This window comes from Mycolicibacterium sphagni (genome assembly GCF_002250655.1).
GTDB classification, from domain to species: domain Bacteria; phylum Actinomycetota; class Actinomycetes; order Mycobacteriales; family Mycobacteriaceae; genus Mycobacterium; species Mycobacterium sphagni.
In genome coordinates, this window is sequence record NZ_NOZR01000027.1 from 1 (window position 1) to 26021 (window position 26021).

At 65.6% G+C, this 26021-nt stretch carries 26 protein-coding genes; 17 read left to right on the plus strand and 9 right to left on the minus strand.

Features of this window, described 5'->3' with window-relative positions; genetic code table 11:
- Both CG716_RS24555 and CG716_RS24560 read right to left on the minus strand, forming a co-directional pair.
- On the minus strand, positions 1–1143 hold a 1143-nt coding region (locus tag CG716_RS24555), incomplete at its 3' end, for an HNH endonuclease signature motif containing protein (RefSeq protein ID WP_094483814.1).
- Positions 1144–1185: 42 nt separating this feature from the next.
- Complete coding sequence (locus tag CG716_RS24560; RefSeq protein ID WP_094483745.1) at positions 1186–2007, minus strand: alpha/beta fold hydrolase; 822 nt, start codon at positions 2005–2007, stop codon at positions 1186–1188.
- Between the two features lie 51 nt (positions 2008–2058).
- Here CG716_RS24560 and CG716_RS24565 point away from each other — a divergent pair, with 51 nt between their 5' ends.
- From CG716_RS24565 to secA, 3 genes are all read left to right on the plus strand, one after another.
- The gene (locus tag CG716_RS24565) at positions 2059–2688 is read left to right on the plus strand and encodes a ComF family protein (protein WP_094483746.1); all 630 of its coding nucleotides are present in this window, start codon (positions 2059–2061) and stop codon (positions 2686–2688) included.
- 298 nt (positions 2689–2986) lie between these two features.
- Positions 2987–3664 (plus strand): ribosome hibernation-promoting factor, HPF/YfiA family, encoded by a 678-nt coding sequence (gene hpf / locus CG716_RS24570; protein WP_207760766.1) that lies wholly within the window; start codon positions 2987–2989, stop codon positions 3662–3664.
- Positions 3665–3763: 99 nt separating this feature from the next.
- On the plus strand, positions 3764–6544 hold the full coding sequence (gene secA, locus CG716_RS24575; RefSeq protein WP_094483747.1) for a preprotein translocase subunit SecA: 2781 nt from the start codon (positions 3764–3766) through the stop codon (positions 6542–6544).
- Here secA and CG716_RS24580 read toward each other — a convergent pair.
- On the minus strand, positions 6541–7002 hold the full coding sequence (locus tag CG716_RS24580; protein WP_094483748.1) for an Rv3235 family protein: 462 nt from the start codon (positions 7000–7002) through the stop codon (positions 6541–6543). The two genes, secA and CG716_RS24580, sit on opposite strands and share 4 nt — an antisense overlap.
- 201 nt (positions 7003–7203) lie before the next feature.
- Here CG716_RS24580 and CG716_RS24585 point away from each other — a divergent pair, with 201 nt between their 5' ends.
- From CG716_RS24585 to CG716_RS24615, 7 genes are all read left to right on the plus strand, one after another.
- Positions 7204–8613, plus strand: a complete 1410-nt coding sequence (locus CG716_RS24585) for a WS/DGAT/MGAT family O-acyltransferase (RefSeq protein WP_094483749.1) — start codon at positions 7204–7206, stop codon at positions 8611–8613.
- 15 nt (positions 8614–8628) lie between these two features.
- Positions 8629–9477 carry a polyphosphate kinase 2 gene (ppk2, locus tag CG716_RS24590; RefSeq protein ID WP_094483750.1) on the plus strand — a complete coding sequence of 283 codons (849 nt, stop codon included), beginning with the start codon at positions 8629–8631 and terminating at the stop codon, positions 9475–9477.
- 18 nt (positions 9478–9495) lie between these two features.
- Positions 9496–10011, plus strand: coding sequence for a DUF6912 family protein (locus CG716_RS24595; RefSeq protein WP_094483751.1), 516 nt, complete (start codon positions 9496–9498; stop codon positions 10009–10011).
- A 62-nt stretch (positions 10012–10073) separates the two neighbouring features.
- Positions 10074–11219, plus strand: a complete 1146-nt coding sequence (locus CG716_RS24600) for a ferredoxin reductase (protein WP_094483816.1) — start codon at positions 10074–10076, stop codon at positions 11217–11219.
- Between the two features lie 70 nt (positions 11220–11289).
- A complete protein-coding gene (locus CG716_RS24605) occupies positions 11290–12525 on the plus strand; it encodes a fatty acid desaturase family protein (protein ID WP_094483752.1) in 1236 nt (411 codons plus the stop codon).
- A gap of 349 nt (positions 12526–12874) precedes the next feature.
- Entirely contained in the window at positions 12875–13795 is a 921-nt protein-coding gene (locus tag CG716_RS24610; protein ID WP_094483753.1) for a phosphotransferase, read from the plus strand.
- A gap of 36 nt (positions 13796–13831) precedes the next feature.
- Complete coding sequence (locus tag CG716_RS24615) at positions 13832–14563, plus strand: HAD family hydrolase (protein WP_094483754.1); 732 nt, start codon at positions 13832–13834, stop codon at positions 14561–14563.
- A gap of 1 nt (position 14564) precedes the next feature.
- Here CG716_RS24615 and CG716_RS24620 read toward each other — a convergent pair whose 3' ends face one another.
- From CG716_RS24620 to aroA, 3 genes are read right to left on the minus strand one after another with little or no spacing between them, the layout of a single operon-like run.
- Positions 14565–15413 carry an aldo/keto reductase gene (locus CG716_RS24620; RefSeq protein WP_094483755.1) on the minus strand — a complete coding sequence of 283 codons (849 nt, stop codon included), beginning with the start codon at positions 15411–15413 and terminating at the stop codon, positions 14565–14567.
- A 40-nt stretch (positions 15414–15453) separates the two neighbouring features.
- Complete coding sequence (rsgA, locus tag CG716_RS24625; RefSeq protein ID WP_094483817.1) at positions 15454–16443, minus strand: ribosome small subunit-dependent GTPase A; 990 nt, start codon at positions 16441–16443, stop codon at positions 15454–15456.
- Complete coding sequence (aroA, locus tag CG716_RS24630; protein ID WP_234818015.1) at positions 16440–17729, minus strand: 3-phosphoshikimate 1-carboxyvinyltransferase; 1290 nt, start codon at positions 17727–17729, stop codon at positions 16440–16442. Before aroA ends, rsgA begins: the two co-directional genes overlap by 4 nt.
- Before the next feature lie 45 nt (positions 17730–17774).
- Between aroA and CG716_RS24635 the strand changes: the two genes are divergently transcribed.
- The 3 genes from CG716_RS24635 (at position 17775) to CG716_RS24645 (ending at position 22043) form a co-directional block, all read left to right on the plus strand.
- Positions 17775–18539: an SOS response-associated peptidase gene (locus CG716_RS24635; RefSeq protein ID WP_094483756.1), complete on the plus strand. Its 765-nt coding sequence runs from the start codon at positions 17775–17777 to the stop codon at positions 18537–18539.
- Between the two features lie 54 nt (positions 18540–18593).
- Positions 18594–20132: an aldehyde dehydrogenase family protein gene (locus CG716_RS24640; protein WP_094483757.1), complete on the plus strand. Its 1539-nt coding sequence runs from the start codon at positions 18594–18596 to the stop codon at positions 20130–20132.
- A 141-nt stretch (positions 20133–20273) separates the two neighbouring features.
- The gene (locus CG716_RS24645; RefSeq protein WP_234818016.1) at positions 20274–22043 is read left to right on the plus strand and encodes a diguanylate cyclase domain-containing protein; all 1770 of its coding nucleotides are present in this window, start codon (positions 20274–20276) and stop codon (positions 22041–22043) included.
- Between the two features lie 3 nt (positions 22044–22046).
- On the opposite strand, the gene CG716_RS24650 is transcribed toward CG716_RS24645, so the two are convergent.
- Positions 22047–22904 carry an SDR family oxidoreductase gene (locus CG716_RS24650; RefSeq protein WP_094483819.1) on the minus strand — a complete coding sequence of 286 codons (858 nt, stop codon included), beginning with the start codon at positions 22902–22904 and terminating at the stop codon, positions 22047–22049.
- A 105-nt stretch (positions 22905–23009) separates the two neighbouring features.
- Here CG716_RS24650 and CG716_RS24655 point away from each other — a divergent pair, with 105 nt between their 5' ends.
- Positions 23010–23894, plus strand: coding sequence for a beta-keto acid cleavage family enzyme (locus CG716_RS24655; protein WP_094483759.1), 885 nt, complete (start codon positions 23010–23012; stop codon positions 23892–23894).
- Here CG716_RS24655 and CG716_RS24660 read toward each other — a convergent pair.
- Positions 23891–24379 carry a YbaK/EbsC family protein gene (locus CG716_RS24660; RefSeq protein ID WP_094483820.1) on the minus strand — a complete coding sequence of 163 codons (489 nt, stop codon included), beginning with the start codon at positions 24377–24379 and terminating at the stop codon, positions 23891–23893. The genes CG716_RS24655 and CG716_RS24660 overlap by 4 nt on opposite strands.
- Before the next feature lie 239 nt (positions 24380–24618).
- On the opposite strand from CG716_RS24660, the gene CG716_RS24665 reads away from it, so the two are divergent.
- Positions 24619–25254 (plus strand): sigma-70 family RNA polymerase sigma factor, encoded by a 636-nt coding sequence (locus CG716_RS24665; protein ID WP_207760769.1) that lies wholly within the window; start codon positions 24619–24621, stop codon positions 25252–25254.
- Positions 25251–25568, plus strand: a complete 318-nt coding sequence (gene rsrA, locus CG716_RS24670) for a mycothiol system anti-sigma-R factor (protein ID WP_094483761.1) — start codon at positions 25251–25253, stop codon at positions 25566–25568. The genes CG716_RS24665 and rsrA overlap by 4 nt, the downstream gene beginning before the upstream one ends.
- A 44-nt stretch (positions 25569–25612) precedes the next feature.
- On the opposite strand, the gene CG716_RS31385 is transcribed toward rsrA, so the two are convergent.
- Positions 25613–25687: a 50S ribosomal protein bL37 gene (locus CG716_RS31385; protein ID WP_085976028.1), complete on the minus strand. Its 75-nt coding sequence runs from the start codon at positions 25685–25687 to the stop codon at positions 25613–25615.
- A 117-nt stretch (positions 25688–25804) separates the two neighbouring features.
- On the opposite strand from CG716_RS31385, the gene CG716_RS24680 reads away from it, so the two are divergent.
- Positions 25805–26020: a biotin/lipoyl-binding carrier protein gene (locus CG716_RS24680; RefSeq protein WP_047333209.1), complete on the plus strand. Its 216-nt coding sequence runs from the start codon at positions 25805–25807 to the stop codon at positions 26018–26020.
- Position 26021: the final 1 nt, after the last annotated feature.

Here is a 26021-nt window from a genome sequence, read left to right on the forward strand (position 1 = left end):
GTGGTTGGGTGGGCGGGCCAGTGATCGTGCGGTGAGGGGTTGGCCGTCGTAGTCCAGGACGGTGAGGTGCTCGGCGGGGCCGGTGATGGTGATGTCGCCGCGGTGATGGGCCCGGTGATGGAAGGGGCACAGCAGCACCAGGTTGGACAGTTCGGTGGAGCCGCCGTCTTCCCAGTGTTGGATGTGGTGGGCGTGCAGGCCTCGGGTGGCAGTGCAGCCGGGGACCGCGCAGGTGGCGTCGCGGTGTTCAAGGGCGCGGCGCAGCCGGCGGCTGATGGTGCGGGTGGTGCGGCCGACGCCGATGGGTTGGCCGTCGCGTTCGAACCAGACCTCGCAGGTAGCGTCACAGCTCAGGTACTGGCGCTCGGCCTCGGTGAGCAACGGCCCCAGATGCAGTGCTGCGACGCGCTGTTCGACGTCGACGTGCACGACGACGGTGGTGCGTTGTCCGTGGGGACGGCGCGCCACGTCGGTGTCCCAGCCGGCTTCGACCAGGCTTATGAACGCGTCGGTGGTGTTCGGCAGGGGTGGCGAGTTCTCTGCACACTCGGCATCGTCGTGATCGCGTTTCCAGTCGGCGACCAGCGCGTCGTGATGCGACTGCAGGGCGGCGTCGAAGGTGGCGGCTTCGTCGTTGGGCAGGGTGATCTTCCAGCTGGTGGACTCTTCGTTGGAAGTTTTCTTGATGCCGCGTTGCGGTTCCAGCCAGGGGGCGGGTTTGGGCCGCGGCTCCAGCTTCACCGCGGTGCGCAGTTGGGAGACCGTGGCCACTGACGCCAACTGGGCGTAGTGCTCATCGGAACCGTCAGCGGCGCGGGCGGCGATGACCCCGACTTGATCCACCGATAACCGGCCTTCCCGCAGCGCGGTGGTGCAGCGGGGGAATTGCGGGAGTCGGTGCGCGACAGCGGCGATGGTGTTGGCGTTCGTCGAGGAGATACCCAGCTTCCAGGCCACGATTGCCGAGACCGAACGTGCACCCGTCGCCCCCCAGATTCCATCGTGATCGATCTCGGCGACGATCTCCACGATGCGCCCATCGATCGCGTTACGCTGACCTGCCAGCTCCGCCAACTCCTCAAAGAGCACATCAAGACGCTTCTTGGAGTTGACTGCCGCGGGAGGCGCTGCGGGCCAGGACATACCACCATCAAAGCACCAGCCACCGACAAAAAACGGCCTGCTTCAAAGATGCAAAAGAACCCGCTCCGCGAACACCTCTGGATGCTCTCGATGCATGAAGTGCCCGCCGGGAACTTCCTCAATGACGTAGTCGCCGTCGAACATTCGCGCGGCGCGCCGGTAGTCCGACGGCTCGGCAAGGGGATCGTCAAGTCCGGCAAAGACGATCGTCGGCACCGTGATCCGCACCTTGAGCGACGGAGACGGCAGTGGTGAGAACTTCCGGTAATAGCCGAATGCCGCATCGAGACTCCCCGGACTCGAGAAACACTCCCGCACCGCATTGAACTCCTGCGGATCGGGGCTCCACGTCGGTGACCACCGTCGACAGATCGCGGGCAGCGCCGCGAAATCGTTGCGGGCGAAGCGTTTCGCCGCCCCCGGAAGCTTATATACCGCGAAATGCCGCACGCCCCATAGCTTTCGTAACGCAGGTTTCAAGGTCGCGGGATGCGGGATGGCAACGGTGATCAGCTTCGTCACGCGGTCGGGTCCCAGCGCCGCCGCACTGTATGCGGCTCCGGCACCCCAGTCGTGCCCGATCAGCACCGCCTCATCCGCACCCAACGCCTCGATCAAGGCGAGCGGATCGCGCGCCAGCGTCTCCTGATCGGCATCCGCGAGAGGCAACCCGCTCGGGTGATAGCCGCGCATGAACGGACTGACCGCGCGATACCCCTTGGCGGCGATGAGGGGGCGCAGGGCGTCCCACGTATGTGCAGTGTCCGGGAAGCCATGCAGCATGAGCACCAGGGGACCGGAGCCCTCCTCGAGATAGGCGAACCGCAGCCCATTCGCCTCAACGAATCCGAGCGAACCCGTCATGCCTGGGGACAGTACTCCGCAGATGTCACCCACAAGGGCCACACTCAAGCCATGCTCGACCTCATCCTTCCGCTGGAATGCGGAGGCTGTGGCGCGCACAAGACGAAATGGTGCGACGCGTGTGCCGCCACACTGAAAGTGCACACCGACGAACCCCATCTCGTCACTCCGCGCGTCGACCCCGGCGTGCCTGTCTTCGCCCTCGGCCGTTATGCCGGCCCCCGACGCCAGGCCATCGTCGCTTTCAAAGAGCATGGCCGCCGCGACCTGATCGCACCGCTGGCCCACGCCTTGGCTCTCGGCATCCACCAGCTGCTCAGTTGGGGCATCCTTGATACGCCGTTCACTCTCGTCCCAGCGCCGACCCGCGCCGTGGCAGCCCGCCGCCGCGGCGGTGACCCCGTCACCCGCATCGCCGTCAAGGCCACCCGAGAACACCCGCAGATCGAGGTCACCCAAGCGCTGAGAACACGCGCGATGGTCCGCGACTCGGTCGGCCTGACGAGCGCAGACCGCGAGCGCAATCTCAACGGCCGCATCAAGATCAGAAAGGCGGTCGCAGGCGACGTCCTGCTGGTCGACGACATCGTCACCACCGGTGCCACCGCCCGAGAAGCTGTGCGGATGCTGCGACAAACAGGGGCAGAAGTGACGGCTGTGCTCACCCTCGCGCACGCCTGACCAGGCGCGGTAGATGGTCCCTGTAACGGGCGTCGAAAGACTTGGAAACAGGTGCGCCAAAAAGGTGGCACCACCCCGTGAACAACGACTACCTTCGGAGCCAACACACCGTGAACACATCACGGGGGCGGCCTACACCCACAGGCCCGTCGCTTCGCCGACACACGGTAGGAGGTGAGGTTCCTCGACCCCTAGCGCCGGCGGGTGAAATCTCGTGCCAACCCTGTCGGCGCAGCCACCGAAGACAGGCCGGCACGCCACTGCGCGTGCAACCCGTAACAGAAACGAGTTGTCAAGCATGTCAATCGATTCCGTGAACACCGGTCAACTACTCGCCGACGAAGACGACCTTGCCGAATCCGAAGCCAACGCCGAGGTGCAGGTCTGCGGTCGCAATGTCGAGATCCCCGATCACTACCGTGTCTACGTCGCGCAGAAGCTCGCTCGCCTCGAACGGTTCGACCGCTCGATCTACCGCTTCGATGTCGAGCTCGAGCACGAACGCAACCGCCGCCAGCGCAAGAACTGTCAGCACGTCGAGATCACCGCGCGGGGGCGCGGGCCGGTCGTCCGTGGTGAAGCCTGCGCGGACAGCTTCTACGGAGCCTTCGAGGCCGCCGTCCACAAACTCGAGAACCGACTGCGCCGCACCAAGGACCGGCGCAAGGTCCACTACGGCGATAAGACACCGGTATCGCTCCACGAGGCCACCGCGGTCACACCGCTCATCGATGCCGCCGCGGCTTTCAAGCCCGAGCAGTCCGCCGTCCAGGAAGTCGCGCTCGACGACCACGAGCCGGGCCGCATCGTGCGGACCAAGGAGCATCCCGCCAGGCCGATGACCGTGGACGACGCCCTCTATGAGATGGAGCTGGTCGGGCACGACTTCTTCTTGTTCCAGGACAAGGAGAGCGATCGGCCGTCTGTCGTCTATCGCAGGCACGCCTACGACTACGGGTTGATCCGGCTGGGCTGATCGCCGCTGGCCGGGCTTCACCAGCGCGTCACCTAGGATGGAGAACGCTTAAGCCTCCAATCCACAGGGGAACACCCTCTGTCTATTCCAGGGGAAAATGTGCTGTCGAAGTTGCTGCGCCTCGGTGAAGGTCGCATGGTCAAGCGCCTCAAGGGGGTGGCTGACTATGTCAACACCTTGTCCGACGACGTAGAGAAGCTGTCCGACGGGGAGCTGCGAGCCAAGACCGACGAGTTCAAGAAGCGCGTCGCAGACGGCGAAGGCCTCGATGACCTGTTACCCGAGGCTTTCGCCGTGGCGCGCGAAGCTGCCTGGCGAGTGCTGAGCCAGCGGCACTTCGACGTGCAGGTGATGGGCGGCGCCGCCCTGCACTTCGGCAATGTCGCCGAGATGAAGACCGGTGAGGGCAAGACCCTGACCTGTGTGCTTCCGGCCTATCTCAACGCCCTGTCCGGCGACGGCGTCCACGTCGTCACCGTCAACGACTACCTGGCCAAACGTGACAGCGAGTGGATGGGCCGCGTGCACCGGTTCCTCGGGCTCGAGGTCGGCGTGATCCTGTCCGGGCTGACTCCCGACGAGCGCCGCGCCGCTTACGCCGCCGACATCACCTACGGCACCAACAACGAGTTCGGCTTCGACTACCTCCGCGACAACATGGCGCACTCGGTCGAAGAGATGGTGCAACGCGGCCACAACTTCGCCGTGGTCGACGAGGTCGACTCGATCCTCATCGACGAGGCCCGCACCCCGCTGATCATCTCCGGCCCCGCCGATGGCGCCTCGCACTGGTATTCCGAGTTCGCCCGGCTGGCTCCGCTGATGAAGAAGGACACCCACTACGAGGTGGACATCAAGAAGCGCACCATCGGTGTGCACGAGCTGGGTGTCGAGTTCGTCGAGGACCAGCTGGGTATCGACAACCTGTATGAGGCCGCCAACTCGCCGCTGGTCAGCTACCTCAACAACTCGCTGAAGGCCAAGGAGCTCTTCGAGCGCGACAAGGAGTACATCGTCCGCAATGGCGAGGTGCTGATCGTCGACGAGTTCACCGGCCGCGTCCTGATCGGCCGCCGTTACAACGAGGGCATGCACCAGGCCATCGAGGCCAAGGAAAATGTCGAGATCAAGGCCGAGAACCAGACCCTGGCCACGATCACCCTGCAGAACTACTTCCGCCTCTACGACAAGCTTTCCGGTATGACCGGCACCGCCGAGACCGAGGCCGCCGAGTTGCACGAGATCTACAAGCTCGGTGTGGTCCCGATCCCGACGAACCGGCCGATGGTCCGTAAGGACCAGACCGACCTGATCTACAAGACCGAGGAAGCCAAGTACATCGCCGTCGTCGACGACGTCACCGAGCGCTACGAGAAGGGCCAGCCGGTCCTGATCGGTACCACCAGCGTGGAGCGTTCGGAGTACCTCTCGCGCCAGTTCCAGAAGCGGCGTGTCCCGCACAACGTCCTCAACGCCAAGTACCACGAGCAGGAGGCCGGCATCATCGCCGAGGCCGGCCGTCGCGGTGCGATCACGGTGGCCACCAACATGGCCGGCCGCGGTACCGACGTCGTGCTCGGCGGCAACGTCGACTTCCTGGTGGACAAGCGCCTGCGCGAGCGGGGCCTGGACCCGATCGAGACCCCCGACGAGTACGAAGCCGCTTGGCAGGAGGAACTGCCCAAGATCAAGGCGCAAGCCGCCGAAGAGGCCGAGCACGTCATCGACGTCGGTGGTCTGTACGTGCTGGGCACCGAGCGGCACGAGTCACGCCGTATCGACAACCAGCTGCGTGGCCGTTCGGGCCGCCAGGGCGATCCCGGCGAGTCCCGGTTCTATCTGTCGCTGGGTGACGAACTTATGCGGCGATTCAACGGCGCAACGCTGGAGAGCCTGCTGACGCGGCTCAACCTGCCCGACGATGTACCGATCGAGGCCAAGATGGTCACCCGCGCCATCAAGAGCGCGCAGACCCAGGTCGAGCAACAGAACTTCGAGATCCGCAAAAACGTCCTCAAGTACGACGAGGTGATGAATCAGCAGCGCAAGGTCATCTACGAGGAGCGCCGCCGGATCCTGGAGGGCGAGAACCTCGAGCAGCAGGCTCACGACATGCTGGTCGACGTCATCACCGCCTACGTCGACGGGGCCACCGCCGAGGGTTACGCCGAAGACTGGGATCTCGAGCAGCTGTGGACTGCGCTCAAGCAGCTCTACCCGGTGGGCATCGACCACCACGACCTGCTCGACTCCGACGCCGTCGGCGAGCCCGGTGAGCTGACCCGCGAGGAACTCCTCGACGCACTGGTGGCGGACGCCGAAAAGGCTTACGCCACAAGGGAAGCCGAGATCACCGCACTGGCCGGCGAAGGTGCCATGCGGCAGCTGGAGCGCAACGTCTTGCTGAACGTGATCGACCGCAAGTGGCGTGAGCACCTCTACGAGATGGACTACCTGAAGGAGGGCATCGGCCTGCGGGCCATGGCGCAGCGCGATCCGCTGGTCGAATACCAGCGCGAGGGCTACGACATGTTCGTCGGCATGCTCGAGGGCCTCAAGGAAGAGTCGGTCGGCTTCCTGTTCAACGTCCAGGTGGAGGCGACACCGTCGCCCACGGTGGCACCGGTCGACACCCCGCAGGGGCTGGCCGATTTGGCCGCCCAGCCGCAGGAGCCCGCGCCGGCGTTGCGCGCCAAGGGAATCGACGACGAGGACTCCCGCCAGCTGACTTACTCGGGCCCCGCCGAAGACGGCTCGGCCGAGGTGCAGCGCAACGGTGGCGCCAAGCAGGCGGCAGCGGCTGCGGGCACCACGCGCAAGGAGCGTCGCGAGGCGGCCCGCAAGCAGGCCAAGGGCGGCAGGACGCTGCGCCGCGGCTAGCCGATGTGCAGCGCGACCACCTGCCAGCGCACGCCAGTCGGGGTCTGTATCTGTTCGACTCGGCAGGCGATCGCATGGGTGCGCTCGTTGCGGCTGTAGGTGGCCGCCACCTCGGCGGCGGACCCGTCCGTCCCCACCGGCTGCACCCTGAGCCGGCGCAGGTGTGCGGCTCCGCGGCCCTCCTGGCGGGCCACTGCCGGCAGCAGCGAGTCGACCAGTCCGGCCGCCAGTAGCGGGCGCAGCTGCGCCAGGGGGCGCCGCCGGTCGATCACCTCGAGCACTCGGCGCAGCGCCGCATCGGCGAATCCCGCCGCTGCGCGCATCGGGGCGGTCTCGACCGGAACTGGTGCGGGGCGGCGCGGTGCTGTGCCGCCGCGGGGCCGCAGCAGCCGCACCCGCTGGGGTGGGGTGCGCAGCATGGGTGGCTCGTAATCGACGACGGGAACGACGCAGGACATGGGCACTCTCCAGTGATCGGTCGGCAGGGGACCGGTCGCCGGAGAGGGGCGAACCGATGGCGACATGATGGCACAGTTGACGTTTTGGTGTGGACACCTGCCGCACCGCTGTGTGCACCCGCGATGCGGGACGTGGGGGTTGGCGGTTAACGTGTCGGGACGGAGTTGGGGGATTACTTCGACGATGGGAATGTCGCAACGATGGTGACCCGGCTGTCAGCATCCGATGCGTCTTTCTATCACCTGGAGAACACCTCGACTCCGATGTACGTGGGCTCACTGGCGATTGTGCGTAAGCCGCGTTCCGGCCTGAGCTACGAAACTCTGCTCGAGACCGTCGAACGTCGTCTGCCCCAGATCCCGCGCTATCGCCAGAAGATCCGCGAGGTGACCCTGGGTCTGGCCCGTCCGGTCTGGGTTGACGATCCCGATTTCGACATCACCTACCACGTGCGACGTTCCGCGCTGCCGTCGCCGGGAAGCGACGCCCAGCTGCACGAGCTCATCGCGAGGCTGGGTTCGCGCCCGTTGGACCGCTCGCGCCCGCTGTGGGAGATGTACCTCATCGAGGGCCTGGCAAAGAATCGGCTGGCGATCTACACGAAGTCCCACCAGGCCCTCGTCAACGGGATGACGGCGCTGGAGATCGGCCACGTCGTCGCCGACCGCACTCAGAAGCCGCCGACATTCGGTGAGGACATCTGGATCCCGGGCCGCGAACCAACCAACAAACAACTCTTGGTCGGTGCGATCGGGGAATGGCTGGCCCGGCCGAGAGTGCAGATGCAGGCCGTCCGTTCGGCTATCGGCGAGGTCGCCACCAACAGCGGCGAGCTGGTGGACATGGCGCGCCGGCTGACCGACGTCGCGCGCACGGTCGCCCGCGGCACCGCGCCCGACAGCCCGTTGAACACGAAGGTGTCCCGCAACCGCCGGTTCACCGTCGCCGCCGGCTCACTGGCCGACTACCGGCTGGTGCGGTCGCGCTACGACTGCGACGTCAACGACGTCGTGCTGGCCGTGATCGCCGGTGCACTGCGCAACTGGCTGCTGTCACGCGGTGAGCCGGTCACCAACAGCTCCACGGTGCGGGCGATGGCGCCGACGTCGGTGTACCCCGAGGCTGTGCTGGAAACCACCGGTCCGGGCCAGGCCATCAGCGAGGTGGCGCCGTTTCTGGTCGACCTGCCGGTGGGCGAGGGCAACGCGGTGGTACGGCTGTCCCAGATTGCCCACACCACCGAGTCCCATTCGGCGGCGGCCAGTCTGGTCGACGCGCGCACCATCGTGACGCTGTCGGGCTTCGCGCCGCCGACGCTGCACGCGATGGGTACCCGGGTCGCCACCCAGTTTTCGGCGCGCCAATTCAATCTGCTGATCACCAACGTCCCGGGGCCGCAGTCGCAAATGTATATCGCGGGGGCCAAGCTGCTGGAGATTTTCGCGGTGCCGCCGCTGCTGCACAACCAGGTGCTGGCCATCGGCGTGACGTCGTATTGCGGCATGCTGTATTTCGGTATCAACGCCGACCGTGACGCGATGAGCGATGTCGACGTATTGCCCGCGCTGTTGGCGGAATCGCTCGACGAACTGCTGGAAGCTGCTCAGTAGCCTAGTATTCGGCGGATGGGCAAGCGCGAGTCAAGCGAAACAACGGTCAAAAAGCGCAACCGCAAGATTCCCAAAGACATCTATGAAGCCGAATTATTCAGGCTTCAAACGGAATTGGTGAAGCTGCAGGAGTGGGTGAAGGCGACCGGCGCTCGCGTCGTCGTGGTGTTCGAGGGTCGGGACGCGGCGGGCAAGGGCGGCACCATCAAACGGGTCACCGAATATCTGAGCCCGCGCGTCGCGCGCATCGCCGCCTTGCCTGCGCCCACCGAACGCGAGCGCGGCCAGTGGTACTTCCAGCGCTATATCGAGCACCTGCCGGCTCGCGGCGAGATCGTGCTGTTCGATCGCTCCTGGTACAACCGCGCCGGAGTCGAGCGGGTCATGGGATTCTGCACACCTCAGGAACACACCCTGTTTCTGCGGCAGTGCCCGATCTTCGAGCAGATGCTGATCGATGACGGAATCATCTTGCGCAAGTACTGGTTCTCGGTGTCCGACGACGAGCAACTGCGCCGATTCAAGTCCCGCCGCAACGACCCGTTGCGGCGTTGGAAGCTGAGCCCGATGGACCTCGAGTCGGTGTACCGCTGGGAGGACTACTCGCGGGCCAAGGACGAGATGATGGTGCACACGGATCTTCCGAACAGCCGCTGGATTGTCGTCGAGTCCGACGACAAGAAGCACGCGCGGCTGAACATGATGGCTGACCTGTTGGCCAGCATCGACTATCACGAAGTCGACCACCCTAAGGTCGACCTGCCCAAGCGTCCGGTAATGGGCAACTACGTCCGGCCCGCGCGGGAACTGGCCAACTACGTCCCCGACCATGTGGCCACCTTGCTCGGCGACGACGAGGACTAAGGCGAGGACTAATCTGCCCTGATGCGGGTGTACATCCCGGCCACATTGGCCATGCTGCAGCAGTTGGTCGATGTCGGGTCCATTCAGCCGTTGAGCGGGACGGCCTTCGCGGTCACGCCGACTCTGCGGGAGTCCTATGCCGAGGGCGATGACGAGGAGCTGGCGGAGGTGGCGATCGGGGAGGCGGCGCTGGCGTCGATGCGGTTGCTGGCCTCCGAATCCGCGCCGGCCGACCCGTCTTTCCAGGCGCTGCCGCTGCGCCGGGCGGTCCTCGTCGCCGATGCGGACGCGACTGTTCGGCCCGACCTCGACGATGCGGTGGTGCGGATCAGCGGGCGGGTTGCGCTGTCGCAGGTGGTCGCCGCCTACGTTGACGTCGCCGACGCCGAACCGGCTGTGAAGGCCGCGATCGCGGTCATCGACGAGGCCGACCTGGGTGACGAGGACGCTGAGTTCGTCGTCGGCGACGCCCAGGATCACGCGCTGGCGTGGTACGCCAACCAGGAGCTGCCGTTCCTGCTCGATTTGCTCTGACGCCTAGATACGGAACCGTAAGTTACGGTACCGTAGGTTAACGGCGACAGGAGGTGGTGACGGTGAAGAGCCAGGTGAAAGTCAGTGCGAACGTGGTAGAGACCGTGCGACCGGCGGTGGCAGGCGAGGGGCGCAACCCCGCGATCGATGCCGTGCGGGCGCTGTTCGGGCGGATCACGACACCGCTGTTGCCCGATGACTACCTGCAGCTCGCCAACCCGCTGTGGTCGGCGCGCGAGTTGCGGGGCCGGGTGATCGAGGTCCGTCGGGAAACCGAGGACTCGGCGACGCTGGTGATCAAACCCGGTTGGGGATTCACCTTCGATTATCAGCCCGGCCAGTACATCGGTATCGGCCTGCTGGTGGACGGACGCTGGCGGTGGCGGTCCTACTCGCTGACGTCGAGCCCGCATTCGGACGGCGCCGGTCGCTCGCGCACCATCACGATCACCGTGAAGGCCATGCCGGAGGGCTTCCTGTCGACCCACCTGGTCGGCGGGGTGACGCCCGGCACGATCGTCCGACTGGCCGCGCCGCAGGGCAACTTCGTGCTGCCCGATCCCGCGCCGGCATCGGTGCTGTTCTTGACCGGCGGCTCCGGCATCACCCCGGTGATGTCGATGCTGCGGACGCTGACTCGCCGTGGCCAGATCGGCGATATCGTCCATATCCATTCGGCCCCAACCGAATCCGATGTCATGTTCGCCGACGAACTGGCCCAACTGGCTCGTGATCACGACAGTTATCGGCTGACGGTGCGCACCACGCGCAGTCAGGGGCGTCTGGATCTGCGCCAGCTCGACGAAGTTGTTCCGGATTGGCGGCAGCGCCAGACCTGGGCCTGCGGTCCGGAGGGAATGCTCACCGAGACCGAGAAGGTGTGGCAGGAGGCCGGGCTCGGCGAGCAGCTGCACCTCGAGCGGTTCGCGGCATCCCGGGCGGCCCCGCACGGGCAGGGCGGCACGGTGACCTTCGGCCGCAGCGGCAAGACGGTCGCGGCCGACGCGGCGACATCCGTGATGGAGGCTGGCGAGCAGGCCGGTGTGCAGATGCCGTTCGGCTGTCGCATGGGCATTTGTCAGTCATGTGTGGTGCCGCTGGTCGAGGGGCACGTTCGCGACTTGCGGACCGGTGTCGAGCACGAACCGGGTACTCGGATTCAAACCTGTGTGTCGGCCGCGTCGGGTGACTGCGTGGTCGATGTCTGAGGTTTACTGGCTAGTAACCTACGGGTACGTAGGTTACGGTAGCGTAGGCACAAGAAGGGAGGCCTGACTTATGGCAATTACCGATGTTGACGCGTTTACGCATCTGACCGACGCGGACATTGACAGCCTTGCGGTCGAGCTCGACTCGATCCGCCAGGACATCGAAGATTCCCTGGGTGCGCGGGACGCGCGCTATATCCGCCGCACTATCGCTGCCCAGCGCGGGCTCGAGGTGGCCGGGCGGCTGATGCTGACTGCCAGCTCGAAGCGATCGGCCTGGTGGGCCGGCACGGTGACGCTGGGGGTGGCCAAGATCATCGAGAACATGGAGATCGGCCACAACGTCATGCACGGCCAGTGGGACTGGATGAACGATCCCGAGATTCACTCCTCGTCGTGGGAGTGGGATATGGGCGGGGCGTCCAAACACTGGCGGTTCACCCACAACTTCATGCACCACAAGTACACGAACATCCTCGGTATGGACGACGACGTCGGCTACGGCGTCATCCGGGTCACTCGCGATACGAGGTGGAAGCCGTTCAACCTGTACGGCAATCTGCTGTTCAATACGCTTCTGGCAATCGGCTTCGAGTGGGGCGTCGGGCTGCAGCACCTGGAGCTCGGCAAGATCTTCAAGGGCCGTGACGATCGCAAGGCCACCCTCATCCGGGTGCGCGAGTTCGGCGCGAAGGCCGGCCGGCAGCTGTTGAAGGATTACGTGGCTTATCCGGCGATCACGTCGCTGTCTCCGGGTGCCACCTATCGCTCGACGGCCACTGCCAACGCCATTGCCAACGTGATCCGCAATGTGTGGGCCAACGCGGTGATCTTCTGCGGCCACTTCCCTGATGGCGCAGAGAAATTCACCAAGACAGACATGGTCGGTGAAAGCAAGGGTCAGTGGTATCTGCGCCAGATGCTGGGCAGCGCCAATATCGACGGCAGTCGGGCCATGGACTTCATGACCGGCAATCTGTCCTACCAGATCGAGCACCACCTCTATCCCGATCTGCCGAGTAATCGGCTGGCCGAGATATCGGTGCGGGTGCGCCAGGTCTGCGACAAGTACGATCTGCCGTACACCAGCGGGCCGTTCCTGGTGCAGTACGCCAAGACGTGGCGCACGATCGCGAAACTGTCGTTGCCGGACAAGTACCTGCGCGACACCGCCGACGACGCACCCGAGACCCGCAGCGAGCGGATGTTCGCCGAACTCGGTGACCAACCGCGCCGGGGGCTGAAGTCCTCCATTGCGGCCGTGCGTGCCAAGCGTCGTGAGAAGCGTCGCGCCAAGGCTGCCTAGGGTTTTCAACGAGATCGACGCTGGCGAGGGAAAGTTCGAGTAACTCCCGCGCCGGCGTCGATTTCGTTTTGTGATTCGCAATCGAATGCGTTCGGTGCGGCTTCACGAACGCTTCGGGTACCGGCCGACCTGGCTGTACCTGTCGAAGTTCGACGGCCGGGACTGATCCGCTCAGCAGGCCGATTCCGGGCGTCACCGCTATCGTGTGAACGATTGGTGACCGTTCGGCGAACACAGCCCTCGCCGCTGGCCATCGGGAGGCGCTGTTATCGGACACTTCGTCGGCTACGTCCGTCGTGACGACCGGCTGCATGGTTTTCTCGGCGGCATCTGCCGAGACCATCTCGGCGTGCACACCTCGTCGCCGGCGTTTCGGGCATTCCGGTTGCACGGCAGCAACGAGGTGTATGCCTATGAGGAGAAGCGGACTCGGGCTCGGATCATCTGCAAGTTCTACGGGGCGCGGTACGGCTCCGATCGCGCCAGTGGCATGGCCTACCGCGAATTCGACAGCCTGCAGCGGCTGCGCGGCTACGACCTGATCGGGTCGCCGCACCACGTGATCCGTCCGCTGGGCGTGGACCCCGACATCAACGGCGTGATCGCACTCGAGTTCTACGCCGGTGAACAGTTCAGCCAGGCGATCACCCGCTGTATCCAGGGCAATGACAGCGCCCATCTGTTCTGGAGGCTCAAGGCGCTCGGCTATTTCCTTGCCACCCAACATAATCGGACCGCCAACGGCAAGACGGTGGACTTTGGTGACGACTGCCACTATTTCGGCCAGCTCGTCGGCAAGCTGCACCGGATCCAGCGAATCGGCCAGTGGGACGTCGACGAACTGCTGTGGCTTCAGGCTCTGTGGCAGGAACGTCCGGCGATGTGGCAGGACCGGGAGGTCTGGCTGCACGGCGACGCGACGCCGGCCAACTTCCTGTTCGGCCACGGACTCGACGTGGCCGCGATCGATCTTGAGCGGATGCGGCGCGGCGACCGGATGTTCGACGTCGGCCGCGTTGCCGGCGAACTCCAGCACGCATTCATGCTCGGTACCGGATCGAGCAAACGGGCCGAGCCCTTCCTCGGCCACTTCCTGTGGGAGTACAGCTGCCACTTCCCGGATCGGCGGCAGGCATTCGAGTCGATCACCACCCGGCTGCCGTACTACATGGCTCTGAACCTGCTCAGAATCGCCCGCAACGACTACATTTCACAGGAATACGGCTCGAGGCTCGTCCGCAAGGCCAAGTTGCTGTTGCAGGCCTCGTAGCTCCGTCCGCTCGACGTTAGGAAGCCGCGTATCGCCATGGAAGTCGCCGCCATCGCTTTCGACGTGAATGGCACGTTGACTCACATCCGCACCGACGACGACCGCGAGGAAGCGTTCCGCGCGGTGGGCCACTTCCTGACCTACCAGGGAATCGACCTGCGCCGAAACCACATTCGCGAGCTTTATTTCCAGCGCCTGAAAGCCCAACAACGCCAGAGTCAGGAGGCGTACCCCGAGTTCGACGGACCCGGGATCTGGAAGTCGATCATCGACGAATTCGCCAGCGACTACACCAGAGCCCTGCCCCCGCAGCGGCTGGCGGAACTGCCGCTGACGCTGGCCGAGATCTACCGCGGGGTCACTCGGCGCAAGCTGAAGCTCTACCCCCACGTTCGGTCAACGCTTCGGGTGCTGCGTGAGCACTTCCCGCTGGCGATCGTCAGTGACGGCCAGAGCAGTTACGCCCGTGGGGAATTGCACAAGGTCGGATTGACCGACTTCTTCAATCCGATCGTGGTCTCCGGCGACCACGGATTCCGCAAGCCCGATGCGCGGCTGTTTCGCTTCGCTCTCGACGGGATGGGTGTGCCAGCAGACAAAGCGGTGTACGTCGGCAACGACATGCATCGCGACATCTTCGGCGCCCGCGAGGCCGGCATGCGGACCGTGATGTACGACTCCGACCAGGGCACCAAGCACCACGATGGTTGCGAGCCGAACTTCCGGATCGCCGACTTCCGCGACCTGCTCGCGATCGTCGGGCTGTGAGCTACTTCGGGATGTAGTCGAAGGTGTCGGGGTTGGGGCCCCGGCGGCCGGCCTCGCCTTTGTCGAGTGCGGTGATGGCGTCGATGTCGTCGTCGCTCAGCTCGAAGTCGAAGATCTCGATGTTCTCCTTGATCCGCTCGGGGGTCACGGATTTCGGGAACACGATGTCGCCGCGCTCGACGTGCCAGCGCAGCACCACCTGGGCGGGACTCTTGCCGATCTTCTCCGCGATCGCGCCGATCACCGGGTCGCCGAGCACCGCGCCCTGGGCGATTGGTGACCACGCCTCGGTGAGAATGCTGTGGTCGGTGCCGTATTCGCGCAGCGCGTCATTGGCGAAATATGGGTGCACCTCGATCTGGTTGACAGCGGGCACCGTCTCGGCGTCGCGGGCGAGTTGTTCGAGGTGGTGGATCTGAAAGTTGGACACCCCGATGCTGCGGGCGCGCCCGTCGTTCTTGAACTCCTCCAACGTTTTCCACGTGGACACGAAGTCGCCGTCGTACAACGTCGGCAGCGGCCAGTGGATCAGGAACAGGTCGACGTAGTCGAAGCCCAGCGCGTCGATCGTCGCGTCGAATGCGCGCCGCGCGTCGTCGGGCTTGTGGAAACCATTGTTGAGCTTGCTGGTGATGTACACCTCGCCCCGGTCGATGCCGAAGTCGCGGACACCCTCGCCCACACCCTTCTCGTTCTGGTACATCTCGGCGGTGTCGATGTGGCGATAGCCGAGTTCCAGCGCGGTGCGCACGGCGGCCGCGGTCTCGTTGGGATCGATCTGGAACACCCCGAACCCGAGCTGGGGGATGTGGGTGCCGTCGTTGAGTGTCAGGTTCGGAACGGTGCTCATGTCTGCGGCGTGCCCTCTCGGTTGGTATTGCAAACAATTATCAGTACGCGGAGCCTTCTGACAACGCCGACAGTAGCCGCCGGGCCGCGGCGACCCGCCGCGCGGGAGCGCCGGTCAGTGCGTCCAGCGCGCATTCCGGGTCGGCAGGAGGCCCCATGTGGCCGCATCCGCGCGGGCAGTCTTTGATTGCGTCAGCCAGATCCGAAAACGCCCGCAGCACATCGTTGGGCTCGATGTGGGCCAGGCCGAACGATCTGATGCCGGGGGTGTCGATCACCCAGCCGCCGCCGGGCAGCGGCAAGGCCACCGACTGCGTCGACGTGTGCTTGCCCTTGCCGACCCCGGACACCTCACCGGTGGCCCGCTCTGCCTGCGGCACAAGACGATTCACCAGCGTGGACTTCCCGACCCCGGAATGCCCGAGCAGCACGGTAACCTGCCCGGCCAACAACGCCTCTACCTCGTCGATCGGCTCACCGCGCCCTGCGGTGATCACGGTGAGTTCCAGATCGGCGAACTGCTCGGCGAACGGTGCAGCCGGCGCCAGGTCGGTTTTGGTCAAGCACAGAATCGGCCGGAGCCCGCCGGCGTACGCCGCGATCAGCGTCCGATCCACCAGTCCGGTGCGCGGCGGGGGATCGGCCAGGGCCACCACGACGAGCAATTGGTCAGCGTTGGCGACGACCACACGTTCGGTGGGGTCGGTGTCATCGGCGGTGCGGCGCAGCACCGTTCGCCGGTCACTGCGGCGCACGATCCGGGCCAGACTGTCGGGCCGTCCGGTCAGGTCACCGACTACATCGACCTGGTCTCCGACGACGATCGGGGTGCGACCCAATTCGCGGGCACGCATCGCGGTGACGTGCCGATGCGGATCGCTGTCCAGAACACAGCCCCACCGGCCGCGGTCGACGGTAACCACCATGGCCGACTCGGCGTCGGCGTGTTCGGGGCGGGTCTTGGTGCGGGGCCGCGAGCCACGGCCCGACCTGATCTTGACGTCGGACTCGTCGTACTCGCGTGGACTCAAGCGCCGCCCACCACCATCTCGGTCCACAGCTGCGGGAATTCGGGCAGTGTCTTTGCGGTGGTTGCGATGTCCTCGACCATGACATCGGGTACCCGTAGCCCGATGATGGCCCCGGCCATCGCCATTCGGTGATCGGCGTAGGAATGCCAGGTACCGGCGTGCAGGGGAGCGGCGGTGATCACCAGGCCGTCGTTGGTCTCGACGCAATCGCCGCCGAGGCCGCTGATCTCGGCGCGCAGCGCCGCCAGCCGGTCGGTCTCGTGGCCACGCAGATGCGCGATCCCCGTCAGGCGTGACACCGAACCCGGTGCGGCCAGCGCGGCCAGCGCCGCGACCGCCGGCGCCAGCTCGCCGACGTCATGCAGGTCCACGTCAAAGCCGTCGTAGGACTGCGGGCCGCGCACCTGAAGGGCCGAATCTGATTGGTGCACAGTAGATCCGAGCAACTTCAGGATGCCAAGAATGGTGTCAGCGGGTTGCACGCTGGCCGCCGGCCAGCCGGTGATGCCCACCGCGCCGCCGCTCACCACCGCCGCGGCCAGAAACGGCACCGAATTGGACAGGTCCGGCTCGACATCCCAGTGTCGCGCCACGATCGGGGCCGGCGTCACCCGCCACTTGTTCGCCACGGCGTCGTCGACGTCGACACCGGCCTCGCGCAGCATGGTTACCGTCATCGTGATGTGCGGTGCCGAAGGCACCGACGTGCCGGTGTGCACGACGGTCAAGCCCTGGCTGAAAGCCGCGCCGGACAGCAGCAGGCCCGAGACGAACTGCGACGAACCCGAGGCGTCGATGTGGACGGTGCCGCCCTCGACCGACCCACGGCCGCGCACCAGGAACGGCAGTCCCGTGCCGTCGATCTCGACACCCAACCCCCGCAGTGCGTCGAGAAGGGGAGCGATCGGCCGCGTGCGGGCTTGCTCGTCGCCGTCGAACTCGACGACCGAGGTACTCAGCGCCGCTAACGGCGGGACGAACCGCAGCACCGTGCCCGCCAGGCCACAGTCCACGCGGGCCTGCGGGCCGGGGGCCAATCCACCGCCGACCACCAACTCCGCGTCCGCGCCGGTGACCTCGATACCGAGGGTTTGCAAGGCGCCGATCATCAAGTTGGTGTCACGGCTGCGCAGGGCGCCGCTGATCGAGGAGGTGCCCTGACCCTGGGCGGCGGCCAGCGCCGCGAGCACCAGGGTGCGATTGGTCTGCGATTTCGAGCCGGGGACCGTCACCGTGGCGTCAACGGCCGTCGCCGCCACTGGTGCCGCCCACAACTCGGTGCTCACGGCTATACATCCTGCCTTGTCGTCCATGTGCGCCACCATGGAGTCATGTGTGGACGATTCGCGGTGACCACCGACCCGGCCCTGCTCGCCGAAAAGATCCAGGCCATCGACGAGGCTACCGAGGGGGCCAAGGAAACCCGCGGGCCCAACTACAACGTCGCCCCGACGGCCACTGTCGCCACGGTGGTCAGTCGTCACACCGATCCCGATGACACCCCGACCAGGAGGGTGCGGTTGATGCGCTGGGGTCTGGTGCCGCCGTGGGTGAAGGCGACCGCCGACGGCACCCCGGAGAACAAGGGCCCCATGCTGATCAACGCCCGCGCGGAAAAGGTTGCCAGCTCGCCGGCGTTCCGGGCGTCGGCGAAGAGCAAGCGCTGCCTGGTGCCGATGGACGGCTACTACGAGTGGAAACCGAACCCGGACACCCCGGCTGGCAAGAAGGCCCGCAAGACGCCGTTCTTCATGCACCGTGAAGACGGCGAGCCGTTGTTCATGGCCGGCCTGTGGTCGGTCTGGAAAGCCAACGACGCGGCGACGCCGCTGCTGACCTGCACGATCATCACCACCGACGCGGTCGGGCAGCTCGCCGAGATCCACGACCGGATGCCGCTTGTGGTCGAGCAGCGCGACTGGGACCGGTGGCTGGACCCCGACCAGCCCGCCGACGCCGACCTGCTCAGCGCGCCGCCGGACATCGCCGGCATCGACGTGCGAGAGGTCTCGACGCTGGTCAACAGCGTCCGCAACAACGGACCCGAGCTCATCGAGCCCGCCGGTCCGCACAACCAACCGGTTGGCCTGTTCTAGCGGCGCGACGGCGGCTACGCTCAGGCGAGATCCGACCAGCAAGAGGAGCCGGCCATGACCGCCGTCGAGCCCAAGGCCGATCAGGCCACCATCACCGTGCGCAATCCTGCCGATGGCCGCGTCGTGGGCAGCGTGCCGATCGAGGACGCCGCCGCCGTGGCCGCCAAGGCTCGCGAGTTGCGGCTGTTCCAGACCGAGTGGGAGCAGATCGGCCCGCGCGGGCGCAAGGCCTGGATGTTCAAGTGGCAGGACTGGATTCTCGACAACGCCGACCACCTCACCGAGGTGTTGATGTCGGAAACCGGAAAATCGCGCAATGACGCCAGCCTCGAACCGGTGGCTCTCGCCGACTCGATCAAGTACTGGGCCGGCAACGCCGAGGTGTTCCTGGCCGACCAGCACCCCAAGCCGCACACCCTGATCTATCGGGTCAAGAAGCTGACCACCGTGTACCACCCGTATCAACTGGTCGGGATCATCGAGCCGTGGAATTTCCCACTGGCGATGCTGGCGCTCGATGTGGTGCCTGCGCTGGCCGCCGGCGCAGCGGTACTGCTGAAACCGTCTGAGGTGACGCCACTTTCGGCCGTTGAGTTTGCCCGCGGCTGGACCGCGGTCGGCGCTCCGCCAGTGCTCGGGCTGGCCACTGGCTACGGCGAGACTGGTAGCGCGGTGATCGCCAACTCCGATTACGTCCACTTCACCGGATCGACGGCTACCGGCCGCAAAGTCGCGGTGGCGTGCGCCGAGCGGCTGATCCCGTTCAGCCTGGAGCTCGGCGGTAAGGACCCGGCGATCGTGCTGGCGGACGCCGACGTCGACCGTGCGGCCAACGGCATCGCCTGGGGTGGCATGTTCAACTCCGGTCAGGTGTGCATCTCGGTGGAGCGGGTCTACGTCGAGGCCCCGGTCTACGACGAGTTCATCGGCAAGCTCGCCGAGAATGTCCGCAATATCGCTCAGGGACAAGAGAATTCGGGCTTCAAGTACGACACCGGTGCGATGGCCACAGCGGCGCAGCGCGATATCGTCGAGCGCCACGTCGAGGACGCTGTTGCCGGCGGCGCGCGGGTTCTCGCCGGCGGTAAGCCGACCGGAGTCGGCACCTTCTTCCAGCCGACCGTGCTGGCCGATGTCACCCCGACGATGTCGTGCATCGCCGAGGAGACCTTCGGCCCGACGCTGCCGGTGGTGAAAGTCGCCGACGAGGAAGAAGCCATCCGGCTGGCCAACGACTCCAAATACGGGTTGTCGGCCACCGTCTGGACCGGCGACACCGAACGCGGTGAGCGGGTCGCCCGCCGGCTGGAATGCGGCGCGGTCAACATCAACGACGCGCTGACCAACGTGTTCTGCCCGTCGCTTCCGATGGGCGGTTGGAAGGACTCCGGTATCGGCTACCGGGCCGGCGGGCCCAGTGGCCTGATCAAATTCTGTCGTCAGCAGGCGATCACTGCGCCGCGTATCCCGACTCAGAAGTCCGAGCTGGTGTGGTACTCGTCGTCGCGGCGGCAGGGGCGGGTCGCGCTGGTGGCGATGCGGGCGTTCGCAGGCAACGGTGTGCGCCGCTTCGGGCTCCGCCCGAAGAAATAGGCAGCGTGGGCTCCGCCCGAAGAAATAGGCAGCGTGGGCTCCGCCCGAAGAACTAGAGGTAGCCACGGTTCGCGGTACTCGGCCTCGAGATGCCGCGTGCTTTCATAGATGCGATCGCCACCGCTGATTCACATCATGTAAGTGGGAGAACCGATGGCCGCGGCCGAGCCTGACGAGCACCTCGAAACGCTTGTGCGCCGAGGGGGTCGCCTGGCGCTCGGAGTGGTGTTCGTCGTCTCCGCGTCGAACTGGCTCGGCTGGGCGACGGGGAACGAGCGGCTGACGAGGGTCTTTCGCTCCTGGCCGCAGATGACGCCGTGGACGGCCCTGCTGACTGCCATTCTGGGAGTGGCGATTCTGCTCCAATTCGGGCGCCCGTCGACTTCTCGGGTGTGGGTTGGGCGCGCCCTGTCGGTGGCGGTCGCCGCCGTCACGGTGGCCATTCTTGCCGAGTACGTGACCGGCCGTTCATTCGGTCTCGATCAACTGTGGTTTTCCGGCGGGGTGACAAGCATGCAGCAGACGTGGCCGGGCCGCCCCAGTCCGCAGACATCGGTGACGGTCCTGCTGCTGGCGATTGCGGTGGGGCTGACGCGCGTGGGTCGGTCATCCACTCGGGCGGTGCGGACGGTGAGTCTGGTGGTAGCCGATGCCATCCCGTTCGTCGTGGTAACCGCCTACACGTTTCAGACGCTCTCGGTCATCGAAGTTGCGCCGTCGACCGGAATGGGGATCGCGACCGCCGTAACGCTGCTGCTTCTGATCGGAGCGGCCTTCATCGCGCGGCTCGACTGGAATCCGGTGGCGTGGCTGTTGGCCCGGCCCGATGGCCGGGCACTAGTTCGGCTGGCGGCGTTGTTCGCCGCCCTGCCGATCGTCGTCGGGCTGTCCCGGCTGGCGTTCCTGGCGCTCGGCGTGCACGAGGACGCGGTGTGGGCGTTGTCGATAACGGTGAGCGCCGTCGTCATCGGAGTGGCGGTCTTCTACCTGAGTCAGCGCGAACAGCGGCTCCTGATCGACAGGGCCGTCCTCATCCGCGAGCGTGAGGATGCCGAGGCGCGGTACCGCATCCTCGCCGACAACGCCGTGGACGCGGTCGTTCACCTTCAGGGCGCGCGGGTTGCGTGGATTTCCCCTTCGGTGCACACAACATTCGGCGATACCGAGGACTCGTGGATCGGATCGGGCTTCAACCAGCACGTCCACGCCGACGACGTCGACTTCGTGAATCTCGGTGAAAAGCGAACCGCCACCGGAGAGCCAGCAGTCGAAAGGTTTCGGATCAACTGTGCCGACGGTGGATTTCACTGGGTCGACTGCCGTTCGAAGCCCTACACGGACGCGGACGGGAACACCGACGGCGTGATTGTTGCCATCCGCGTCGTCGACGAACAGGTCGAATTCGAGCGCCGCCTCGAACAGTTGGCGCGTTTCGATGTACTCACCGGTCTGGTCAACCGGGCCGAGGCCCTCGGTCGGCTGGAGTCGGCGCTGGCAGGTCCCAACGCCGACGGCCGGCGGCTCGGCGTGTTGTTCTGCGATGTCGACGGATTCAAGCGCATCAACGACTCGTGCGGGCATGCGGTCGGCGATATCGTGCTGGCCACGCTGGCCACCCGGATCCGGGAGTGCGTGGGCCGCGGGGATACCGTCGGACGCACCGGAGGCGACGAGATCCTCGTCCTGTTACCAGGCGTCCACAGCCTCGATGAGGTTGCGGCGGTCGCGGAAAAGATCCGCTGTCGTGCCGCCGAGCCGATCGAGCATCCCGGTGGAATCATCCACGCCACCTTGAGTATTGGCGCCACCCTCGCCGTCCCCGGCGAAGACGCGATGACGGCGACGGCACGCGCCGACGAGGCGATGTACCGGGCCAAGGGGACGGGCCGCAACACAGTTGTCCAGGTCTGAGAATCAGCGGCTGCGGTACCCGGGCGGGTTGGGGGTGTCGACCCACAGGTCCACTCCCAGTTCGGAACCCGGAATGCAGTCATAGACCGACAGGTCCTTGACGCCGGACGCCAGCAGCACGTCCTCGCACAGCAGCGTCTGGCCGGTGTACTCGCGGGACGGCTTGGACAGCACCGCGTACGCGGCGTCGGCGTACACCTCGGGCTTGCGGGAGCGCGCCATTGCCTCGTCGCCACCCAGGAGATTCTGGACGGCGGCGGTGGCGACCATGGTGCGTGGCCACAATGTATTGGACGCGATTCCGGCCTCGCGCATCTCTTCAGCGATTCCCAAGGCGCACAATGTCATTCCAAACTTCGCCATCATGTACGGAGTTGGCTTGAGCCACTGCGACTCCAGCCGGATCGGCGGTGAGAGCGTGAGGATATGCGGGTTCTCCCGGCCCTTCATGTGCGGGATGCAGGCCTGCGACACGGTGTAGGTGCCGCGGACCTGGATGCCGTTCATCAGATCGAATCGCTTGAGCGGCACTTCCTCGATCGAGCCGAGATTGATCGCCGAGGCGTTGTTGACGCAGATGTCGATGCCGCCGAACTGTTCGACAGCCTTGGCCACGGCGGCCGCCACCGAATCGCCGTCGCGGACGTCACCGACGATTGGCAGCGCTTGGCCGCCGGCCTCTTCGATTTCCTTGGCCGCGGTGTAGATGGTGCCGGGCAGTTTGGGATGGGGCTCGGTCGTCTTGGCCACCAGCGCGATGTTGGCCCCGTCGGCCGCGACCCGCTTGGCGATGGCCAGGCCGATGCCACGGCTGGCGCCGGAGATGAACATGGTCTTGCCGGAGAAGGGTGTGCCTGCCATGCCTCCCACCTTATTCGCCGCCGATTCCGCACTACCGGCATCGCGGTTTTTCGTTTGCGGCAGCATGGTCGGCGGACGTACCGAGTCGCAACAGGAAGAGGTCAGATGAACCCGGTGATCATCGAATGCGCGATCAACGGTGCAACGTCGAAGGCGACCAATTCCAACGTCCCTGTCGAGCCACCGGAGATTGCCGCCGACGCACTCGCATGCATGCAGGCGGGCGCGGCGATCATTCACAACCACATCGACCGCTACGGCGTCAGCGTGGAGGAGGCCGCACAGCGCTACCTCGAGGCGTGGCGGCCAGTGCTCGCCCAGCGGCCTGATGCCCTCCTGTATCCCACGATTCACTTCGGCGCGGGCCTGTCGATCTCGTACGAGCACCTGCTGCCCCTAGCTGCAGAGGGGATGCGTCTCGGAGTCACCGATCCCGGGTCGGTCAACCTGGGCGGAACCGATCCCGATGGCGTCCCGGTCGGGCCAATGGTCTACAGCAATTCCTACGAAACCATTGCCCGCGCTTTTGACATCTGCCGTCAGGCGAAGATCGGCCCGAGCCTCGCTATCTACGAACCGGGCTTCCTTCGCACCACGCTGGCATGGTGGCGAGCGGGACGACTACCCGCAGGCGCCATGATCAAGCTTTACTTCTCCACTGAACGCGGTTACCTCGGCGCGCCGTTCGGTCTTCCTCCAACGGAGGCCGCCTTCAACGCCTATATGGAACTCCTCGACGGATGCGATGTGCCGTGGGCGGTTTCCGTCGTCGGAGGAGATCTCTGCGCCAGCGATATTGCCATCCGCGCACTTGAGCGTGGCGGCAATCTTCACGTTGGGCTTGAGTTCTACGCGGGTGAGCGAACTCCGACGAATGTTGAGCTGGTATCCGAAGCCGTCAGCCTCTGCCAACAGGTTGGGCGTGACGTGGCGACACCAGATCAGGCGGCATCCCTTCTGGGTGTCCCCTCGGGGGATCAGGGGATCTAGACGGCGCGGATATCGGCGGTTACCGCGTCGGTCAGCCGAACCAGATCCTGCGGAGACAGCGCCACATCCCAGCCGCGCTTGCCGGCGCTGCACAACACCTTGCTGAAGCTCAGCGCCGAACTGTCGACCACCGTCGGCAACCGCTTGCGCTGGCCCAGCGGTGAGATACCGCCCAGCACGTATCCGGTGGCGCGTTCGGCGGCCGCCTGATCAGCCATCGCCACCTTGGCCAGCCCCAATGCCGCGGCGGCGGCCTTCAGCGACAACTTCCACGGCACCGGCAGCACCGCCACCGCCAGCACCGGGCCCGCCGCGATGATCAGCGTCTTGAAGATCTGCTCGGGCACCAGGGAATCACCGGCCAGCGCGGCCACCGCTTCCTCGCCATATGACTGCGATCGCGGGTCATGGTGGTAACGCAGCACCTCATGGGGTGCGCCGGCGGTCAGCAGTGCGGCGATCGCCGGGGTAGAGGCACGACTCACCGGCTCAGTTAACAGGCGGAAATAGCCAGGTGGGAAATCCTGTTGTGGAGTGTGTTCGCCGCCGTCAAGGCGGCAATCGAAAAAGCTGTTGGTCACAGCCTTAGGATTGGAAGGAGAGAAGTCCGGTGTCAGCTGCAGTCTGCATGGCCGAAGAGCAGGCACCTGCATTTCTCATCCGTCCGATACCGCTGCCGGAGTTCCTCGCGGGCGCCGCGGCAGAAGGGACTGTGTCACCCACGATGACCGACATCGACACCGAGACGCCTCAGCGCGAGGAGTCCGACGCGGAGTTGACCGCGCGTTTCGAGCGCGACGCGATCCCGCTGCTGGACCAGCTCTACGGCGGTGCACTCCGCATGACGCGCAACCCGGCAGACGCCGAAGACCTGTTGCAGGAAACCATGGTCAAGGCCTACGCCGGGTTCCGTTCGTTCCGGGAGGGCACCAACCTCAAGGCGTGGTTGTACCGGATTTTGACGAACACCTACATCAACAGCTACCGCAAGAAGCAGCGCCAGCCGGCTGAGTATCCGACCGAGGAGATCACCGACTGGCAGTTGGCGGCCAACGCCGAGCACACGTCTACCGGACTGCGGTCGGCCGAGGTCGAAGCTCTCGAACTGCTCCCCGACACCGAAATCAAGGAAGCTCTGCAGGCGTTGCCTGAGGACTTCCGGATGGCGGTGTACTACGCCGACGTCGAGGGCTTCCCGTACAAGGAGATCGCCGAGATCATGGATACCCCGATTGGGACGGTGATGTCCCGTCTGCACCGAGGTAGGCGCCAGTTGCGTGGCCTGCTTGCCGACGTCGCCAAGGAACGCGGTTTCAACCGCGGCCAGGTCGAGGACACGCCCGAGGAGGTGTCCTCATGAGCGACGACCATGTATTTGGTTCCGCCGACGACGAGTGGCGCCCGCCGGTAGGGCCGGTGGACCCGGATCATCCGGAGTGCGCGGCGGTGATCGCCGAGGTGTGGACGCTGCTGGACGGTGAGTGCACGGCCGAGACGAAAGACCGTCTGCGCCATCACCTCGAGGAGTGCCCGACGTGCCTGCAGCACTACGGGGTCGAGGAGCGGATCAAGAAGCTGGTCGCGTCTCGGTGCAGTGGGGAGACGGCACCCAAGCACCTGCTGGAGCGGGTGCGCCTGCAGATCAGTCAAACCACGATCATCAGGCGCGGGTAGTCGCGCAAACAAAAGTGCCCGGCAGCTGCCGGGCACTTTGTTTGTCAGGCGTTGGGACGCCGGCCGTGATTGGCTTTGCTGTGCTTGCGGTCACGCTTCTTACGACCACGCTTGGCCATGATGTACCTCCATAGGTTTGTCGCTTGCATACAGTGTCTCACGGCCCCATCGAACCTCTGACCACCCGGTGTTGTGGTTCGATAGAGCCGCTATATGAGTCAAGAGTGAGGGTGAAAATGGCCGAGGATGTTCGCGCTGAGATCGTGGCCAGTGTGCTCGAGGTCGTGGTCAGCAAGGGAGACCAGATCGGCGCGGGCGACACCCTGGTGCTTCTGGAGTCAATGAAGATGGAGATCCCGGTGCTGGCCGAAGTCGGTGGCACCGTCACCGAGGTCAGTGTGTCGGTTGGTGACGTCATCCAGGCCGGTGACCTCATTGCCGTGATCGACTAGG

Bases quoted from the DNA above. Each gene is read 5' to 3' on its own strand.
- CG716_RS24585 (WP_094483749.1), top strand. From the start codon at position 7,204: ATGGTGACCCGGCTGTCAGCATCCGATGCGTCTTTCTATCACCTGGAG.
- CG716_RS24640 (WP_094483757.1), top strand. From the start codon at position 18,594: ATGACCGCCGTCGAGCCCAAGGCCGATCAGGCCACCATCACCGTGCGC.
- CG716_RS24580 (WP_094483748.1), bottom strand. From the start codon at position 7,002: ATGTCCTGCGTCGTTCCCGTCGTCGATTACGAGCCACCCATGCTGCGC.
- CG716_RS24620 (WP_094483755.1), bottom strand. From the start codon at position 15,413: ATGAGCACCGTTCCGAACCTGACACTCAACGACGGCACCCACATCCCC.
- CG716_RS24615 (WP_094483754.1), top strand. From the start codon at position 13,832: ATGGAAGTCGCCGCCATCGCTTTCGACGTGAATGGCACGTTGACTCAC.
- CG716_RS24665 (WP_207760769.1), top strand. From the start codon at position 24,619: ATGACCGACATCGACACCGAGACGCCTCAGCGCGAGGAGTCCGACGCG.
- rsrA (WP_094483761.1), top strand. From the start codon at position 25,251: ATGAGCGACGACCATGTATTTGGTTCCGCCGACGACGAGTGGCGCCCG.
- CG716_RS24655 (WP_094483759.1), top strand. From the start codon at position 23,010: ATGAACCCGGTGATCATCGAATGCGCGATCAACGGTGCAACGTCGAAG.
- CG716_RS24560 (WP_094483745.1), bottom strand. From the start codon at position 2,007: ATGACGGGTTCGCTCGGATTCGTTGAGGCGAATGGGCTGCGGTTCGCC.
- CG716_RS24605 (WP_094483752.1), top strand. From the start codon at position 11,290: ATGGCAATTACCGATGTTGACGCGTTTACGCATCTGACCGACGCGGAC.
- ppk2 (WP_094483750.1), top strand. From the start codon at position 8,629: ATGGGCAAGCGCGAGTCAAGCGAAACAACGGTCAAAAAGCGCAACCGC.
- CG716_RS24680 (WP_047333209.1), top strand. From the start codon at position 25,805: ATGGCCGAGGATGTTCGCGCTGAGATCGTGGCCAGTGTGCTCGAGGTC.
- hpf (WP_207760766.1), top strand. From the start codon at position 2,987: ATGTCAATCGATTCCGTGAACACCGGTCAACTACTCGCCGACGAAGAC.
- CG716_RS24565 (WP_094483746.1), top strand. From the start codon at position 2,059: ATGCTCGACCTCATCCTTCCGCTGGAATGCGGAGGCTGTGGCGCGCAC.
- CG716_RS24650 (WP_094483819.1), bottom strand. From the start codon at position 22,904: ATGGCAGGCACACCCTTCTCCGGCAAGACCATGTTCATCTCCGGCGCC.
- CG716_RS24635 (WP_094483756.1), top strand. From the start codon at position 17,775: ATGTGTGGACGATTCGCGGTGACCACCGACCCGGCCCTGCTCGCCGAA.